Source organism: Sphingobium xenophagum, from assembly GCF_002288285.1.
GTDB classification, from domain to species: Bacteria; Pseudomonadota; Alphaproteobacteria; order Sphingomonadales; family Sphingomonadaceae; genus Sphingobium; species Sphingobium xenophagum.
The window spans coordinates 143,441-161,499 of sequence record NZ_CP022747.1 but is presented as its reverse complement, the minus strand read 5'-3'; the positions used below and the strand labels follow the sequence as shown (position 1 = coordinate 161,499).

At 64.6% G+C, this 18,059-nt stretch carries 13 protein-coding genes and 1 pseudogene; 5 read left to right on the top strand and 9 right to left on the bottom strand.

Going from position 1 to position 18,059, the window contains the following annotated elements; translation table 11 throughout:
- The first annotated feature begins 287 nt into the window (after positions 1 to 287).
- The 4 genes from CJD35_RS18830 (at position 288) to CJD35_RS18815 (ending at position 2,778) form a co-directional block, all read left to right on the top strand.
- Positions 288 to 764: an Hsp20 family protein gene (locus CJD35_RS18830; protein ID WP_008829907.1), complete on the top strand. Its 477-nt coding sequence runs from the start codon at positions 288 to 290 to the stop codon at positions 762 to 764.
- Positions 765 to 860: 96 nt separating this feature from the next.
- The gene (locus tag CJD35_RS18825; protein WP_048938264.1) at positions 861 to 1,373 is read left to right on the top strand and encodes an Hsp20/alpha crystallin family protein; all 513 of its coding nucleotides are present in this window, start codon (positions 861 to 863) and stop codon (positions 1,371 to 1,373) included.
- Positions 1,374 to 1,423: 50 nt separating this feature from the next.
- Positions 1,424 to 1,978: an NADH dehydrogenase ubiquinone Fe-S protein 4 gene (locus tag CJD35_RS18820; RefSeq protein WP_080993619.1), complete on the top strand. Its 555-nt coding sequence runs from the start codon at positions 1,424 to 1,426 to the stop codon at positions 1,976 to 1,978.
- Positions 1,979 to 2,016: 38 nt separating this feature from the next.
- A complete protein-coding gene (locus tag CJD35_RS18815) occupies positions 2,017 to 2,778 on the top strand; it encodes a trypsin-like peptidase domain-containing protein (RefSeq protein WP_234415787.1) in 762 nt (253 codons plus the stop codon).
- Positions 2,779 to 2,953: 175 nt separating this feature from the next.
- Here CJD35_RS18815 and CJD35_RS22850 read toward each other — a convergent pair.
- Positions 2,954 to 3,358: pseudogene (locus CJD35_RS22850) on the bottom strand (GGDEF domain-containing protein); the annotation flags it as partial.
- Positions 3,359 to 4,184: 826 nt separating this feature from the next.
- On the opposite strand from CJD35_RS22850, the gene CJD35_RS18805 reads away from it, so the two are divergent.
- On the top strand, positions 4,185 to 5,471 hold the full coding sequence (locus tag CJD35_RS18805; protein WP_095687421.1) for a sensor histidine kinase: 1,287 nt from the start codon (positions 4,185 to 4,187) through the stop codon (positions 5,469 to 5,471).
- 16 nt (positions 5,472 to 5,487) lie between these two features.
- On the opposite strand, the gene CJD35_RS22525 is transcribed toward CJD35_RS18805, so the two are convergent.
- The 8 genes from CJD35_RS22525 to groL all read right to left on the bottom strand — a co-directional run bounded on the left by CJD35_RS22525 (position 5,488) and on the right by groL (position 18,032).
- On the bottom strand, positions 5,488 to 5,652 hold the full coding sequence (locus CJD35_RS22525) for a hypothetical protein (protein ID WP_157742340.1): 165 nt from the start codon (positions 5,650 to 5,652) through the stop codon (positions 5,488 to 5,490).
- Between the two features lie 152 nt (positions 5,653 to 5,804).
- Entirely contained in the window at positions 5,805 to 8,927 is a 3,123-nt protein-coding gene (locus CJD35_RS18800) for a response regulator (RefSeq protein WP_095687498.1), read from the bottom strand.
- 221 nt (positions 8,928 to 9,148) lie between these two features.
- A complete protein-coding gene (locus CJD35_RS18795; protein WP_080993618.1) occupies positions 9,149 to 10,705 on the bottom strand; it encodes a phosphomannomutase in 1,557 nt (518 codons plus the stop codon).
- Entirely contained in the window at positions 10,686 to 12,035 is a 1,350-nt protein-coding gene (locus CJD35_RS18790; RefSeq protein WP_048938221.1) for a glycoside hydrolase family 130 protein, read from the bottom strand. Before CJD35_RS18790 ends, CJD35_RS18795 begins: the two co-directional genes overlap by 20 nt.
- A complete protein-coding gene (locus tag CJD35_RS18785) occupies positions 12,026 to 14,332 on the bottom strand; it encodes a glycosyltransferase family 4 protein (protein ID WP_048938220.1) in 2,307 nt (768 codons plus the stop codon). Before CJD35_RS18785 ends, CJD35_RS18790 begins: the two co-directional genes overlap by 10 nt.
- Positions 14,329 to 15,165 (bottom strand): class I mannose-6-phosphate isomerase, encoded by an 837-nt coding sequence (locus CJD35_RS18780; RefSeq protein WP_095687420.1) that lies wholly within the window; start codon positions 15,163 to 15,165, stop codon positions 14,329 to 14,331. The genes CJD35_RS18785 and CJD35_RS18780 overlap by 4 nt, the downstream gene beginning before the upstream one ends.
- Positions 15,166 to 15,199: 34 nt before the next feature.
- Positions 15,200 to 16,276 carry a mannose-1-phosphate guanylyltransferase/mannose-6-phosphate isomerase gene (locus tag CJD35_RS18775; RefSeq protein ID WP_048938218.1) on the bottom strand — a complete coding sequence of 359 codons (1,077 nt, stop codon included), beginning with the start codon at positions 16,274 to 16,276 and terminating at the stop codon, positions 15,200 to 15,202.
- Between the two features lie 136 nt (positions 16,277 to 16,412).
- Positions 16,413 to 18,032: a chaperonin GroEL gene (gene groL, locus CJD35_RS18770; RefSeq protein WP_048938217.1), complete on the bottom strand. Its 1,620-nt coding sequence runs from the start codon at positions 18,030 to 18,032 to the stop codon at positions 16,413 to 16,415.
- Between the last annotated feature and the right edge of the window lie 27 nt (positions 18,033 to 18,059).

The following is an 18,059-nucleotide window of genomic DNA, read 5'->3' as shown; positions in this document are numbered from 1 at the left end:
GAGTCTGGTTAAGATTATCCTGATCCCGCAGCGTTCTGCCTACGTGCGCAGCTCCCGTTTTCGCAGGATCGCGACGGGTGATCGCCCGAGACTAAATCGGCTGGTTCAGTGAGCCTAAATTTCTTCAGGCCTCTGTTTCCTTTCCTTTTTTTATCTCTTGAATCTGCGTTTGCCGAAATTACGTCTGGGGTGCCGGACGCCGTTCGGGTCCGGTTGGACATAGAGAGCGTCGGCTCTACTGTACCGGCGCTTCTCATGCCCAAATTGCTCAACCGGAGGATTTGGAAATGAGAACCAATTTTGACTTTGCGCCCTATCGGCGCTCCACCGTCGGCTTCGACCGACTCTTCGATCTGCTCGAGACGGGCATGCGGGGCGATGGCTCCGATGGCTATCCACCGTTCGACATTCTGCGCAACGGCGAGGACAGCTATCAGATCACGCTCGCCCTGGCAGGTTTCCGTCCCGAGGACGTCGAGGTCGTGGCCCAGCAGAACCAGCTCACCGTCACGGGCAAGCGCGCCGATGACGACGGCAAGAGCGAGTATCTGCACCGCGGCATTGCCGCGCGGGCTTTCGAACGCCGCTTCCAGCTCGCCGATCATATCGAAGTCGGCGAGGCTTCCTTCGACAATGGTCTTCTGACCATTGCTCTCAAGCGCGTCGTGCCCGAGGCGATGAAGCCCCGGCGTATCGCGATCGGCGGGTCGTCCCCCGAGCCCGCGCAGATCGAGACGCAGCACCAGGAAGCCAAGGCGGCCTGATCTCGTGCCCCAAGTGGTTCTGCCGGCGTCGTTCCTTCGGGAACGGCGGCCGGCAGGCCATGTCCCACAATCCAGCCTCAAAAGGAGATGATCATCATGTCTCTTCGTGATCTCATTCCCTGGAGCCGGCAGGAAAACCGGCTACCCGCGGTCGTAGGCGCCGAGCCGGAGCGGGATCGGACCACCCATCCGCTCATGTCGCTTCATCGCGATGTGAATCGCCTGTTCGACGATCTGTGGCGGGGCCTGCCTTCGTCGCTCACGGCCTTTGGCCATGTCATCGACTATCCGCGTATCGAACTCAGCGAAACCGAGAAGGACATCCGCGTCACGGCCGAACTGCCCGGCCTGGACGAGTCGCAGGTCGATCTGTCGATCGCGGACGGCGTCCTCGCCTTGAAAGGCGAGAAGAAGTCCGAACTCGAGGACAAGGATCGCGGCTATTCAGAACGGAGCTACGGCCGCTTCGAACGGCGGATTCACCTGCCCAAGGGCGTGGAATCCGACAAGGCGCAGGCCAGCTTCAGCAACGGCGTGTTGACCGTCACCATTCCGCGTAAAGAGGGAGACGGCGACAGCGTCCGGCGTATTCCGATCAACAAGAATTGACCAGGAAGAGAGGGCGGCCCGATCGGGCCGTCCTCATCTTGGAGGATAGGATGGCAACGCAACCCAGTCTGATCAGTCCGGTACCCGCCGCCCCCGGGGTGCGGCCGACTCCCAAAGGGGCCAACGACAATGACGATGCGATCGCCATGCAGCCGACATGGCAGCGCTATACGAGCGCGCTGCCGCCTGATGCGCAGGCGATCATCGAGCCCGATCCCTATGCCGACCACCCCGGGCGCGCGCGGCGGGGTCGCTGGCGCATGCGCTTTAGAGAGCGGTTCGCGCCCTCGCCCGATCCGCTGACGGGATGGACCGGGGCCGGAGATCCACTTTCTTCCCTGACGCTTGATTTTGCCACGCGCGAGGCTGCGGAGGCCTATTGTCGTGGGCGCGGGCTCAGCTTCGTCGCCCATGACAAGCCCCGCCGGCGCCCCGTCCAGCCCGCCCTTCAGGCCTTCCAGCATACTGCCATGGCGCCGCTTTGCTGCTGGCCCACGGGGCCGCATGCCCGGTGTTGCGGAAACTATCCGGTGCTTGCAGATCCCGACGCCATACAAGGCAAAGACACCGCAGCCGATCCGTGTCACCACCCGGGCCTGTCATGAAGCGTGGGAGGCTTTTTATCGGCGCCCTCGGCTGTGCCTTGCTGGCCGTCCTCCTGTTCGGCTGGGGGTTCTCATGGGGCGGCGCAGCGCGAGATACCCCACCCGTTTCCGCAGCCGAGCCGGTGCCGATCAACCGGCTCACGGTCGCCCCGCTTGTCAAGCGCATCTCGCCGGCAGTGGTGAACATCGCGGTGGCCTACCCCTCCCCCTATGCGCAAAACCCCCTGCTTCGCGATCCCTATTTTCGCCGTCATTTCGGGGTCCCGGACGTGGCGCTCGAGCCGCGCCTGTCCGCCGGCTCGGGGGTCATCGTCGACGCCGCACGCGGGCTGGTTCTGACCAACGCCCATGTCGTCAAGGACGGCCTGGTCATCGTCGTCATGCTCCAGGATCAGCGCAAGCTTGAAGCCCGGCTGGTCGGCGTCAGTCCCGACGCGGACATCGCGGTTTTGCAGATTCCGGCTCGGAACCTCAAAGCCGCGCCGCTTGCCAGTGCCGATGCCGCCGAGGTCGGTGACTATGTCGTGGCGATCGGCAATCCCTTCGGGCTTGGCCAAACCGTCACAGCCGGCATCGTTAGTGCGCTGGGCCGCGGCCTGACGCCGCAAAGTCCGGTCGGTCTCATTCAGACCGATGCGCCGATCAATCCGGGCAATTCCGGGGGACCGCTCGTCAACATGCGCGGGGAGGTGATCGGGATCAACACGGCGATCCTGGCGCCGTTCGAGGGTAATGTCGGCATCGGTTTCGCGGTCCCCGCCTCGGTGGTCCGCGACGTCCTGCGGCAAGCGCGCTCCTGACCGTCAGGGGACCGTGCCCGGCTTGGGCGCCACGCGGATCTGGTTCCGGCCCCCGGTCTTCGCCGCGTAAAGCGCTTCGTCGGCGGCCTTGAGCGCAGCGGGGATCGGGATGATCAAAGACATCCGCCAAACCCGCCGAGAAGGTAATCTGGCCGAAGGGCTCGTCATTGTGTCGGTTGACCAGGCGTCGCTCGGCAAGGCTCTCGCGCATGCGATCAAGGCGCTCCTTGGCCTCAGACAGGGTGCATCCCCTGAAGAGCATCACGAACTCCTCGCCGCCATGGCGAGATACGTGACATTTTTCGTCCGAAATCCCCGAAAGCAGCTCAGCGATGAGGCGCAGGACACGATCACCCGCCTCGTGGCCATGGGTATCGTTGATGCGCTTGAAATGGTCGATGTCGCAAAAAGCCAGGACAAGCGTATCGAGCGCTGCCCGGGCGGCTTTGTGCTCGCGCTCGAGCACCGCTTCGAACGCGCGGCGATTGGGCAGCCCGGTAAGGTGATCGACTTCCGCGTCGCGCCGAGCCTTTTCCAGGCTGCGCCGCAGGCCCTTGGCTTCCGATTCGCTGGTCCGCATCTCGGCTTCGAGGCTGCGGGTTTTTTCCAGCATGGCCTTGGCAAGATCGGCCAGGGTCGAAATGATCTGTCCGGTCTGCTGGACGCCTGCGAGGTCTGCCACCTGCTGCTCAAGTTCGTCGCCGTAATCAGACGTCGCACGATGAGCGGCGGTCGTGTTCGTCGAGAAGGTATCGAGCGTGTGCTCGAGACGCGCTATCAGCTGCTTGATCTCGGTCGGTTCCTCGTCAGACCTGGCCGCTGCGGTGACTTCATCCAGCCAGACCTGCGTCACGGCACCGCCATCCGCCAAGCGCTGCATTACCTTGCGCGCCAGCGCAGGGTTGCTTCCGCTCGCTATGCCATGGGCCGTGGCAAGATTTTCCACACTGATATCGAGTCCATGGTCGAGCAGGAAGGAGGCGATCTCTCCCAGGATGTGATGGCGGGCGGTTAGCTGTCGGTCTTGCGCAGGTGCAGCCGGACGAGAGCCGGCGCCCTCGTCGCCGCCATGCCTCGAGCCGAGCCAGCCCAGCCACTTGCGTGGCGATCGCGAAGATGCATCAAGATCCGCCAAACATAACCCCCAAACGCTGCGCGCCCGTTCCGCCTGTACTTGCCCACGTGCCTGCCCCGCCCCGGCGGCCGACATGCTCTCATGCCGACAAGCGTCCTCCCATAAAAAACACAAATCCGCGATTCCTCGCAACAGCCATCTTTCGTGGGCGCCTCAAAGCATAGGCAAATCGCGCGAGGAATGATGTTTCACCCATCAAATTTGCGCGGCGAGCGTGAAGTTCGTTTAACCCTCATCAAATCGCGCCAAGACGAACTTCCCGGCGGATTGGTTGACCGACTTGACTCATCGGCGGGAGCGCGTTTTCTTTTCAATCGAGGTAGTCAGCGAGGGTGAGGTGTCGACGCATGCCACCGAATCATTCCCAGCAAGGCCGTCCGCGAAACTTTTCATCACGGACGAACTGAGCGCACGTCCGCACAACCGCCACAAACCCGGCGCGGAACGGCTCGCTGTCCGTCAGCTTCTCGGAAAAATGGTGGATGCTCCGGACGAGGTGATGCCGCTCATGGTGGCCCAAGCCCTCGATTTGACCCAGGCTAGCGCGTCCGGGCTCAGCATTCTCGATGACAGCCAGGATCCCCCGGTGTTCCGGTGGCAGCATCTGAACGGGGCTCTCGCCCGCTTCGAAGGCGCGCTCACGCCGCGCGATAACAGCCCGTGCGGAGAGACGCTGGACCGCAATGCGCCGCTTCTGTGCCGTCATCCCGAGCGCGCCTATGATTGGATCGCCGCACACGATCTCGTCATTCCCGAGGTCCTGCTCGTTCCCATTCGTATTGGCAAGGAGCCCGCGCATGGCACCCTGTGGGTCGTCGCGAGCCACGAAGATCAGTTCGATAGCGAAGATCTGCGGATCCTGACCGAACTCGCCGACTTGGTCGCGGTAGCCAGGAAAATGCAGCAGGATAAGCTCCGACTGCAAGAGGCGCTCGAACAACAGGCGATGATCGCGCGCGAAATGGATCACCGGGTAAAGAACCTCTTTGCCCTCACCCAGGCGATGATCGAGATGAGCGCGCGCCATGCCACCAGCCCGGCCGAACTGGCCCGTACCCTCACGGGGCGGCTGCAGGCCCTCGCCCGTGCACATGCGATGCCGGAGCAAACGGCGGAGACACAGGACCAGCGCCCGGACGGTATGAACCGTGCCGAGCTCACCACCTTGATTCAGGCATCCCTTGAGGCCCATACATCGCTTTCAGACCCGGGCCGCGTCTCCTGCAAAGGCGAGACGATCCTGCTTGGTCCCCAGTCGACCACCAGCCTCGCACTCCTGTTCCATGAGCTCACCACCAACTCCGTCAAATATGGGGCGCTGGGCAGCGAGCATGGGCGCGTGCGGGTGGTATGGGATCCTTGCGACAACGAGCTCGTCATCTGCTGGAAGGAAACAGGTGGCCCCCGCCTCGAAGGGCCGCCCGCGCGTCAGGGATTTGGCACCAGGCTGATGCAGCAGGTCTTGCGCGGTCCGCTCAAGGGCAAGCTGGATAAGGCCTGGCAGTCCGAAGGCCTCATGGTAACCGTCAGGGTCTTGCGCGACCGCCTCGCCAACTAGAGGGATCGATGCTGGATCAGCGGTCCTCGGCGGTCAGGATGGCGCGAACCTTTTCGAGCTTTGCCAGGCGGGGCTCATCCTTGGCACGCGCAGCCTGGAATATCTCGCTGACCAGTCGCTGCAAGGCGTTTCGCCCGTGCTTCTCGCGCCATGCTCTGGCTTCCCGCAAGGCCATGTCCATAGGGCCCTCTCCATCCGCCCATCGACCGATAGGAACGCGGATATGGCTAGCTCTCTCCCCTTAAACACTGGTTAGCGGCGATCCTTTCTGCCGAAATAATCATCATGCCAGCTAGTATGGCCGGCGGTGCCTTCACGGCGCCGGCGCGACGATCAGCCAAGGACGATCGCGCCGAGAACCTTGCGCAAATCGTCCATGCAATAGGGCTTGAGCAGGATGACCGCGTTCGGGAATTCGGTCGATGATATGCCGCTATCGTCGCCGCTGGCAAAAACGATTGCTGGCGCAGGCGATCGCGCCATTACGCTTCGGGCGAGGTCGATGCCGGACGCCCTGGGCAACCCGACATCGGTCAGGACAAGATCGACCTCGTTTTCCGCAAGCAGCGCCTCGGCGGCTTCGGCATCTTCCGCCTCCAGGACACTATGGCCGAGATCTGCCAGCATGTCCGCGGTGTTGAAGCGGATCAGCCCGTCGTCCTCAACGAGAAGAATGCGAAGAGCCCGCGCCGCACCTTCGGCCGGGGAAGCCGCCGGGGGCGATGGTTCCTGCCCCTGGTCGGCGTCCTGCGAACTCAGCTGGCGCTGCGCCTCGTTGGCAAGCACATGCCGGACTTTGCGGGCAAGCGCTTCGCGCGTGTAGGGCTTGGAAAGAAGCTCGACGCCCGGGTCAAGCCGGCCATGGTGGACGATCGCATTCTCGGTATAGCCCGAGGTGAAGAGTACCGCCAGGTTCGGTAGACGCTCCTTGGCCCGGCGCGCGAGCTCGGGACTGCGCAACGGGCCCGGCATGACGACGTCGGTGAACAGGAGATCCATCGGCACGCCGCTCTCGATGACGGTGAGCGCGCTCTGCGCATCGCGGGCCTTGAGCACGCGATATCCCAATTCGGCAAGCAGGCTTACGGCGGTCTCGCGGACGGCGTCGTCGTCTTCCACCACCAGGATCGTCTCGGAACCACCGCGCACCGGACCCGTGCTCGTATCGGTCAGCAGATCTTCCGTGGCGGTCTCGCGACGGAGATACAGCTTGATGGTCGTGCCCTCGCCCACCTCGCTGTAGATCTTGATATGGCCGCCGGACTGCTTGACCAGGCCATGGACCATGGAGAGGCCGAGCCCCGTCCCTTTGCCTTCGGGCTTGGTACTGAAGAAGGGCTCAAAAACCTGTTCGATGACGTCCTCGGCCATGCCGGTGCCGGTGTCGGTCACCGCCACCATCACATATTGTCCCGCGACAACCTCGTCGTGCTGGCGCGCATAATCATCATCGAGCGATGCGTTTGCCGCTTCGATCGTGAGGCGCCCGCCATCCGGCATCGCATCACGCGCGTTGATCGCGAGATTGAGGATCGCGTTCTCGATCTGCCCCGGATCGACGAGACAGTTCCAGAGGCCGCCGCTCAGGATGGTCTCGATCTCGACATCCTCGCCGATCACCCGGCGCAGAAGATCGTCCATATTGTTGATGAGCCGGCCGAGGTTGACGACCTTGGGCTCAAGCGGCTGCCTGCGACCGAATGCCAGGAGCTGCGAGGCGAGCTTCGCGCCGCGCGATACGCCTGCCATGGCGTTCTGCACCCGCTGCTCGGCGCGCTCGTTTCCTGCAAGGTCGCGCGAGAGCAGTTGGAGGTTCCCACTCACCACCTGCAGCAGATTGTTGAAATCATGCGCCACGCCGCCCGTCAGCTTGCCGAGCGCTTCGAGCTTCTGCGACTGGCGTAGCGCCGCTTCGGCGGCCTCCCGGTCCAGCGTTTCCTGCTGTAGCCGGCCCAGCGCCGTGCCCAGCTCTTCGGTGCGCTGCTCGACCCGGTGCTCGAGCGTCTCGTTAAGATCGTGAAGCTGATCTTCCGCCCGCTTCTGATGCGTCACATCATAGCCGTCGACGAATATACCCGAGACGCTGCCATCGGGCTCGACAATGGGTTGATAAATGAGGTTCACGAAGCGGATCTCGAGCGGTCCGTCCGGCGTGCGCTGCAGATGGGCTTCGAGATTGCGGCCCACAAAGGGCTCGCCGGTCTGATACACCCCGTCCAGAAGCTCGATGAAGCCTTGGCCGGCAATCTCGGGAAGTCCGTCGCGCAGGGGCATGCCGACCACGTCGCGATGACCGACGAGCTGCAGATAGGCGTCGTTGACCATGTCGAAGACATGATCGGGACCACTGAGGATGCACATGAAGCTCGGGGCCTGGCGGAAGAGCCGGCGAATGCGGTCACGCTCCTGCGTTCGCAGTTCCACCTCCGCGATCAGCTGGCGGTTCGCCTGTTCGAGGACGCGTGAGGCTTCCTCGCGCATCGTGGCGACTTCTGCCAGCGCGGCGGCGCGCTCCCGTTCCGCCTCGAAGGCATAGCTGCTGGTCAGGCCTGCGGTAATCTGGCCGGCAAGCAAACCGAGGAAACTCAGATACTGCTCGCCGGCGGGACGATAAGGATTGAGGCCAACCACGAGGGCGCCCAACGGCCGGTCGTTTCCGCGATCGACCAGGGGAACGACGGCGATCTTCGTGGGCGGACGGTCCCAGGATCCGGTTGGGAGATCGGAGTGCGTGCACTCGTCGATCAGGGGAGCGGTCCAATCGAGCTGAACCCGCTTGACTCCCCAAGGATCTTCCGCCGAGCCTACTGCATGCGCGCAGGGATGATCAGGGTCCATCCCCGCGAAGTTTCGCGCCAGGACAGGGGCGCCGGTTTCGTCGAACAGGTAGATAAGCGCAAAGGGCATGTCGCGATCGTTGCGCGCGAGTTCCGCCTCGACAGCGTCCAGCACGGCGTCATGCCCTTGGGCCCCCGCAAGGGCCAATGCGAGCTGGCGCAGCGATTCCAGCCGCCGTTCGCTGATAACCCGGTCGGTCTCCTCACTGACCGCGCAAAACACGCCCTCGACCGTCCCCTGGTCGCCCAGCAGGGGGCTGTAGGAAAAGGTGTGATAGGTCTCCTCGGGGTATCCCGCGCGCTCCAGGATGAGCAAAAGAGCGCGGTCCCAGGTCGCCTCGCCCTTCTGATAGACCGTTTCGAGACGTCCCTTGATGTCGTCCCAGATCTCGGCCCACAGCTCGCGCGTCGGCATGGCAATGGAGCGCGGGTGCTTGTTGCCCAGTGTCGGCCGGTAGGCGTCGTTGTAGAAGAAATGGATGTCCGGCCCCCAACCGAGCCACATCTCAAATTTCGATGTCAACAGCAGTCGAAGTGCGACCTTAAGCCCATTTGGCCAGTTTTCCGGCGGGCCGAGCGGCGTTGCGGCCCAGTCATGGACCCGCAGCAGGCGGGCCATCTCACTGTCGCCCACGAATATGTCTTCATAGGGTTGTGGTATTTTTGAATGTTCGGTCAAGCGCGGCTCCAGACTATGCATAGGAGTTACGCCGAGAAAGTTCTGGTAGCCAGTAGCATCTTTACCCCCTCATCGCACGGTCGCTGGTTTACAGGCACACGCCCACCTCGCGTTCCATGGCCATCGCGATGGAAGGCAAACGGATGACGCCGGATTTGGTTTCAATCCGGGGTCGAGATCGGCAACAAGTCGTCGCGAAGGATGATCAGCGCGCACCGGCTCAGATCCTCTGCGGCAGCAGCTGTTGCTGCCTCGGTGTAGCAGCGCAGTTCCGGAGCATTGCCGGACGCGCGCAAATGGATCACCACGCCGCGATCGAACGTCACGCGCAGACCATCGGTGGTGTCGATCTCCACCACGTGGCCGCCAATCGTGCCGAAATAGGTTTCGATGCGCGCCCTTTGCTCCTCGGCCGATCCCTCCCGGAGCCAACCCAGAAGCGCCGCGCTTTGCGCCGGCGCCACGTTCGGGAGGCGGTCGCTATGGGTGGCGCGTTGCGGCAGGCTCGCGACCAGTTCCGCGACGCTGCTTCGCCTGGCGGCGGCAAGCACCGAAACGATCGGCAAGACAGCGTCGCGCGTGGGAAGGGCATCCAGCGGATGGTCACCGTCGAGCACCGTCGAGCCGAGCAGGACGCCGCCATTGGCCTCATAACCGCAGACAATCGCGGCCGGGTCGGCCGCGATCTCCTCCTGCATCGCGGCGATCACATAGGGTGAACCGATCCGTGTCCGCCGAACCCCGACAAAGGCGCCTGACAGTTCGGCCGCAGTGTTGCTGCTCACCGGGGTCACGATACGGTCCGCGCCAAGCGCGCGAGCGCACAAAAGGGCGGTAATATCGCCGCGAAGCCAGGTCCCTTGCGCGTCGGCGACGAGCGGCCGGTCCGAGTCCCCGTCTGTCGACACGATCGCATCGACCCTGTGCTCGCTCGCCCACGCCTGCGCCAGAAGGATGTCCTCATCGCGAATGGCTTCGGTGTCGACCGGCACAAAGGTTTCGGATCGGCCGAATGGCAGTACGACGGCGCCGAGAGCCTCGAGCACGCTCACCAGGACGTCCCGTCCCACCGCGGAATGTTGGTAGACCCCGACTGTCATGCCCTTGAGCGCGTCCGCGCCGAAGAAGCCGACATACCGATCGCGATAGGCGCTTGTGATCTCGACGGTCGGAGGCAGCGGTTCGGCGCTTAGGAGCGCGCCCGAAGCGTCGAAAAGGCTGTCGTCGGGTGAGACCCGCTGCTCGAGTATGCCGGCCTCGTCCGACTTGAGGACTTCGCCGGTCGGCCGATAGAATTTGATCCCGTTACGATCAGCAGGAATATGGCTTCCCGTCACCATGATCGAGGGCATGTTGCGGCCCAGCGCGTAATAGGCCAGCGCCGGTGTCGGCACGAGCCCGCAGTTCACCACCACGCCGCCGGCGACGCGGACCGCCGCCGCACAGGCGCGCACGATCCGCGGCGTACTGGGGCGCAGATCGCCGGCCAGCGCGACGGGCTGGCCGGGAGCGAACTCACCAATCGATCTCAGATACTGAAGGAAGGCGCGGGTATAGGTAAAACAGAGTACGTCAGTCATGGCCGAGACGGGCCCCCTCACGCCGCTCGTGCCGAAAGGAACACCGCTTTGCGTCATCAGGGTACGCACGCTTTTGAGAGCGGCACCCTCGCTTGGCCGGCTCTCCGCCGCCTCCAGTTCATTCGGCAATGCGTTCATGGCCCTGCCACTCCCGTTCATTGTCATTGAGCGACCCCATGGCGTCGGGCGCGCGTAGCGCGGCGAGCAGATCGGCTATCTCGATCCTGGCAAAGCTCACCGACGTATCGGCAACGCCATAGGGCATGAACAGCCTTCCGCCATGCGCGATCGCCCCGCAGGTATAGACGACATTGGGAACATAGCCTTCCCGGTCCTCATCGGAAGGCGAGAGGAGCGGCACCGCAGAGCGGCCGATGACCCGCGCGGGGTTATCCCGGTCCAACAGGACCGCGCCGATGGTATATTTGCGCATCGCGCCCACGCCATGGGTGAGCACGAGCCAGCCTTCATCAAGCTCGATGGGCGCGCCGCAATTGCCCATCTGAACCAGTTCCCAGGGATAATGCGGTCCCACAATCCGCTCGCCTTCCTCCCAGTGATGCAGATCGGGCGAGCGCAACAGGAACAGGCTTTCATTGTCCTGCCGGCCGATCATCAGATAATCGCCGCCGAACCGGCGGGGGAACAGGGCCATGCCCTTGTTCCGCGCCGCCGGACCCGTCAACGTCTGCAACGCGAAGGTCTCGAAATCGCGGGTGACGAAAAGCTCCGAGGCGATCGCCGCACCGCTATAGGCGGTATAGGTACCATAATAGCAGGTCGAAGCGTCGTCATCGGTGAAGCGGACGAGGCGAAGATCCTCGAGCCCGTTGCGCTGGGCGGGCGTTGCGGGAAAGAGCACGGTTTCATCGAGCCGCATCCCCTCAACATGGCGTGTGAAGCGGACTTCACCGCCGGGCCCGGTCTCGGGCCGCGCGGCAATCGCGAAATCGGGTTCCGGCGCCATCTCGATCGTGCCGCATGGCCGGATGAGTCCCTCGCGGAAGGTGATCGAGGAGATATGCCCCTCGCCCACCGCCCGCAGCGACAGAACGAAACGCAAGCCGCCCTCCGGCACGCCATTCTGGTCGGGATGTGGCACGATGCTGGGGTTCATCAGCGCCGCCGCGCCAAACGAATATTCATGGCAGAAATAGGCACCGATCAACTGGCGAACCGGGGGCGATAGACTGTCTGCCAGCCCCACCTCGCGCGCGACCTGCTCGAAGCGCTCTTCGAACACCGTGCGGATTTCGCGGTGGCGGTTCCCGAAATCGGCGAGGATGACAGCCAGTTCGCGGTCCACCGTCGCGCCCTCCATGGCCCGCACACCATTGATGATGCGATGCATGCGCTCATTCTGGACGGGATTGAGATCGCGCGGTTCAGGCGCAATCTGCAAGGGCCGGACGACCACCCGCGCCGGGTTGGGCCGCAGCCGCAAGGGAATCGACTGGATCAGCGACATGCAGCGACGCTCCCCTCTTCCTCTCCCTCTTCCTGGTTCTGCGACCCGTCGCTCCTGGCCCTTAGTCGGCGCACAGCGAGCGCTGCAAACTGCCAGGCGAGAATGGATTCGGCGCCCTGGTTGAGGTTGACCCGGTCAACCTGCAGGCCGTCGAAACAGCCGCCATCGGGCAAGGCCAGCCGCAGGCCCAGATCGTTGGCGCCCAGATACCAGGCATAGGCGGTCTCGACATGGGTGAGCCATTGGGCGTCGCCGGTCGTCTCGAACGCTAGGGCGCAGGCCTCGATCGTGGCCCAGGCTTCAAGCGGCTGCTGGTCGAACGCCTGCGGCGTTTCATGGGGGAGCCCGAAGCTCTCTGTCCCGATCGGACGGAAATGGCCTTCCTTCGCGGTTTGGCGCTCGGCCAGCCACGCAAGCGCCTCGATCGCTTCATCGACCATATCCGGGCGCGAGAGCGCACGGCCCGCGCGCAGCAGCGCTTCGGGCAGGCGCGCATTGTCATAGGCCAGCACCGGCTCGAACCAGATCCAGTCGTCCCGGCGATTGGCGCGCAGCAGTTCCAGCAGGCGGACCGAGAAAGTCTCCATCAGCAGACGGGCGGGACGATGGCCGGGATAGACCGCCAGGAAAGCGGCAAGTCCGGAAGTCGCGAAAGCCTGGGCGCGCGGGCTCTGCAGAAAGCTGCTCGCCGGAATAACCTTGTCGGCGAGCGCCGTGGCCCAGAGCTTGAGACCATGGTCATCAGTTGCCTGCGCGGTCCGACCCAGCGCCCAGAGCCCGCGGCCGAAGCTGTCCTGCGACCCTTCCGTCTCGAGCCAGTCCCGATCATAACCCATGAAGTTGCGGAAGCGGCCCGCATCCTCATCCCAGGCGAAATCGACAAAGGACGCGTAGATGTTGGCAAGGCGCGCGGCGCGGGGCGTATCCAGCCCTTCCAGGGCAAATTCGCTTGCGAGCATCAGCGCCCGTGCATTGTCGTCCAGGCAGTAGCCGTGTCGGCGGTCCGGCACCTTGGAGCGGCTATGCTGCAGCATGCCGCAACCATCCGTCATGCGATCGATCGCATCGAGCGAAGGCTCTGACGCCGGCGTGACGGACGGGCGCAAACCGACGAGCGTGGTCGCCAGGGGAGAGCCCAGCCGGGCCTGGGCGAAGAGCGACAGATAGCTGCCGCCGACCACCGGCCATGTCATGGCGCGCCCCGCCTGGTAGGCGCTGCGCCGCAATTCGTCGCGGCGCCGGCCGTCACCCAGCAGGTCGCTCACCGCCTTCGCCAGGGCGTCCGGCGAGGCGAAGGGAACCAACACGCCGCATCCGTCGGACAACAGTTCCTGTGCGTGCCAGTAGGGCGTCGATACGACCGCCTTGCCGAGCCCCACGCTGTAGGAGAGCGTGCCGCTCGTAATCTGCGCTTCGGTCAGATAGGGGGTGACATAGATGTCGCAGGCCGACAGCCAGGCCTGCAGCGTGGGCGTATCGACATATTCGTTGACGAAACGGACGTTGCGCTCGAGCCCCAGCGCGCTCACCTGCCGGGCAAGGTCCTCACGATAGGCTTCGCCCTCGCGGGCCACCAGATGCGGATGGGTCGCGCCGAGCACAACATAGATGAGATCGGGATGATCGCGCACCAGCTGCGGCAGCGCCGAGATCATCACCTCGATGCCCTTGTTGGGCGAGAGCAGGCCGAAGGTGAGCGCCACGCGCCGCCCGTCGAGACCGAAGCGGTGCTTTTCGAATGCCGGATCGAGGAATGGCATATCGGGAATGCCGTGGGGAATGACCACGATCTTGTGCGCCGGGACGCCCATGTCGCGGGCAAGGATCGTGCGCCCCATCTCGGTCATGACGATGATCCGCGAGGAGGCCTGCGCCAGCGCGTTCATCACGCGCCGCTGGTCGGCCGTGGGATCGGTCAGCACGGTGTGCAGTGTGGTCACGATCGGCGCACGCAGTCTGTCGACGAGGGCAAGGAGATGGTCGCCCGCCTCGCCCCCGAAGATACCGAACTCGTGCTGAAGGCATACGATGTCGGGGTTGAGCGCGTTGATATGCTCCGCCGCCGCAACATAGTCGGAGAGATTGTCCTGCGCGATCTCATAGCCGACTTCGCGGGGATAATCGTGATGCACGCCCGGGTCGTTGAGCGCGATCGTCGAGATGGTGAGATCCGGATCGCCAGCTTTCAGCGCGGCGTGCAGATCCGCCGTGAAGGTTGCGATACCGCAGCGGCGCGGGGGGAAATTGCCGATGAGCGCGACATGGCGCACCGGCGGCGGCGTCAGATCGATAGTCATGGCAACAGATCTCCTTCAGCAAGTGCGGACCGAGCGGAGCGGGGCTCGGCAAGAACGAGGCGGGCCTGCGTGTCGGCATGCAGCGCGACCGGTCCGTGCGTGAGCCAGCATTGGTTGGCCGCGAAGGGCCGGCCGGCTATCGTGCCCTCACCCGACAGGACGGCCAGACAGGCTCGCTCGGGAACGAGGACGACCTGGCCGCCCGGGGTGAGGGCGAACTGCGAGAGCGCGAAGGGCGCGCCTGCGCCGGGCAAGGCTTCCACCGGCTCGACCTCGGTGCGCGCTTCGAACAGGGCCTGGGCGAGGTGAAGCTCGCGCGGCCGCCCATAATCGAAAAGGCGATAGGTCACATCGCTGTGCTCCTGGACCTCGAGGACGGTGAGGCCGGGCCCGAGCGCATGGATCGTCCCGGCTTTGATGTAGAAGCTGTCCCCTGCCCGCGGATGAATTCGCCGAAGCAGCGAGGGTAGCGTTCCGTCGCGGGCCGCTTGGGCGATCGCCTGGCGCGAGGCGGGCGCCTCGAGCCCGAGATCGAGATAGGCGCCCGGGAGCGCTTCGGTGACATGCCACCATTCATGCTTGCGGCCGGCCCCTTGTGGATGGACCTGGACCGACAGCGGCTCGCTCGTCTGCAGCCATTTGATCGTCAGGCCCGCGTCCGGCGCTTCGAAGATCATTTCGCCCAGCGGCTGCGCCCCTTCTGGCGCCGGCAGGCCGTCGCGCCGGCCCCAGGGCTTGGCGACATAGCGCGGTGTCAGCATTCTCGCCAAGCCCGCAGCCTCGGGGGCGAGGTCGGCCGGCTCTTCGCGTTCCAGACAGGTTTCTGTCAGCATCGGTCGGTTCTCCCAGGGATGATGCGTTTGAGGGTCAGGATGCCGTGGCGGCCTCGCGGGTGGCGGAAGGGCTCTCCTGTCCGGCAAGGCGCCGAACGTCCTGCGAGCGCCCGCGCGGCGCGATCAGCACGGTGTCGCCGGTGGCTACGACGATGAGATCGGAAACGCCGATCGCGGCGATGCGTGGCCCGGTGCTCTTGAACAGGCAGTTTCGGCTGTCGAGCGCCTTTACCTCGCCCTCCGAGAGATTGTCGGCTTCGTCGCGGCTGCCGATGGCGTGAAGCGCGTCCCAGCTGCCCAGATCCGACCATCCCATCGCCGCCGGCACGACGGCGACGCGTGCGGCCTTTTCCAGAACCGCATAGTCAATCGAGTCCGCGGGAATGGCGGCAAAGGTGTCAGCGTCGGGATCGATGCGATGGCCTTCCCGCGTTGCCGACGCCAGCGCGGCCTCGACAGCAGTCAGCATTGCCGGGGCATGCAGGCGCATGGCCTCGAGGAAGGCATCGGCGCGCAGGAGGAATATGCCGGCGTTCCAGCAGTGACCGCCTTCAGCGATCATCCGGGCAGCGCGGTCGCTATCGGGCTTCTCGACGAAGCGATCGACCTGATGAACGCCTTGGCAGATCGCTTCGCCGCAGCGGATGTAGCCATAGCCCGTCTCGGGATGGTCCGGCGTGATGCCGAAGGTGACGAGCCATCCGGCGGTCGCCTGCGGTGCCGCGCGTTCTATGGCGGCGGCGAAGGCTGGCACATCGGCGATAACATGATCGCTGGGCATGACAAGGAGCAGCGCGTCCGGACTGGGCGCCTCGAGCGCCGCCATCGCGATAGCAGGCGCCGTATTGCGACCGACGGGCTCGAAGATGAGCCGGGCGGGCGTGCAGTCGATGGAGCGCAATTGCTCGCCGAGCAGCGCGTCGTGACCGCGATTGGCGATGAGGATCGGCGCCTGGACAAGGCCCGCGGCGCGGGCCCGCCGGACCGTCTGCTGGAGCAGGCTCTCCTCGCCGGCGAGCGCGATGAATTGCTTGGGGCTGGCCGCGGTCGAAATCGGCCAGAGGCGCGTACCGGACCCGCCGGACAGGATAACAGGAATAATCGAGCGCATATCCGAGCCACTTTGCCTGGGCAGCACGCACGAGGAGGCCGCGCGCAATCCTGTCAGAAAGCCCGGAAATCCCTCTCGCTATGCTGAATGATGATGAGGTGACAGGGCCGGCCGCGCCGGCCCTGTCGGTGGAGGATCAGTAGTCCATGGCCGGCATGGGCGCGGCCTTCTCATCCTTGGGTAGCTCGGCGACCAGCGCTTCGGTCGTGATGAGCAGGGATGCGACCGAGGCCGCATCCTGCAGCGCGGTGCGCACGACCTTGGCGGGATCGATGACCCCCGACTTCACCAGGTCCTCATACTGGCCGCTCGCGGCATTGAAGCCCCAGTTATAGTCGTCGCTTTCGAGCAGCTTGCCGACGATGAACGCGCCGTCTTCACCGGCATTGTCGCAGATCTGGCGCACCGGCGCGCGCAGGGCGCGGCGAATGATGTCGATACCGGACTGCTGGTCGTCATTGCCTGCCTTGAGGCCGTCGAGCGCCTTCAACGCGCGGAGCAGCGCGATGCCGCCGCCAGGCAGAATGCCTTCCTCGACAGCGGCGCGGGTCGCGTGCAGCGCGTCGTCGACCCGGTCCTTCTTCTCCTTGACCTCGACCTCGGTCGCGCCGCCCACGCGGATCACGGCGACGCCGCCGGCAAGCTTGGCCACGCGCTCCTGGAGCTTCTCGCGGTCATAGTCGCTGGTGGTCGTCTCGATCTGCGCCCGGATCTGCGCCACGCGGGCGTCGATCTCGTCGCGCGCGCCGGCGCCATCGACGACCGTGGTGTTGTCCTTGTCGATGATGACCTTCTTGGCGCGGCCGAGCATGCCGAGCGTGACATTCTCCAGTTTGGTGCCGAGTTCCTCGCTGACCACGCTGCCGGCGGTGAGAACCGCGATGTCCTCGAGCATGGCCTTGCGGCGATCGCCAAAGCCCGGCGCCTTGACGGCCGCGACCTTGAGGCCGCCGCGCAGCTTGTTGACGACGAGGGTGGCGAGCGCTTCGCCTTCCACGTCCTCGGCGATGATGAGCAGCGGCCGGCCCGACTGCACCACCTGCTCGAGCAGCGGAATGAGCGCCTGGAGGTTCGAAAGCTTCTTCTCGTGGATGAGGATGTAGGGATCCTCGAGCTCGACCTTCAGCTTCTCGGCGTTGGTCACGAAGTAGGGCGAGAGATAGCCGCGGTCGAACTGCATGCCCTCGACCGTCTCAAGCTCGGTCGCGAGGCTCTTGGCCTCTTCGACGGTGATGACACCCTCATTGCCGACCTTTTCCATCGCTTCTGCGAGGATGGTGCCGACTTCGGCATCGCCATTGGCCGAGATGGTCGCGACCTGGGCGATCTCACTGTTGGCCGAGACCTTCTTGGCATGCGCCTTGAGATCCTCGACGACCGTCGTCACGGCGAGGTCGATGCCGCGCTTCAGGTCCATGGGGTTCATCCCCGCCGCGACCGCCTTCGAGCCTTCGCGCACGATGGACTGGGCCAGCACGGTGGCGGTGGTCGTGCCGTCACCGGCCTTGTCGTTCTGCTTGTTGGCGACCTCGCGCAGCATCTGTGCGCCCATATTCTCGAACTTGTCCTTCAGTTCGATTTCCTTGGCGACGGTGACGCCGTCCTTGGTGATACGCGGCGCGCCGAAGCTCTTCTCGATGACCACATTGCGGCCCTTGGGACCGAGCGTCACCTTGACGGCGTTGGCCAGCGTATCGACGCCGCGCAGCATGCGATCGCGCGCGTCCGAGGCGAACTTCACTTCCTTGGCAGCCATCTGCCTAACTCCTTTCCTTTGTCCTTC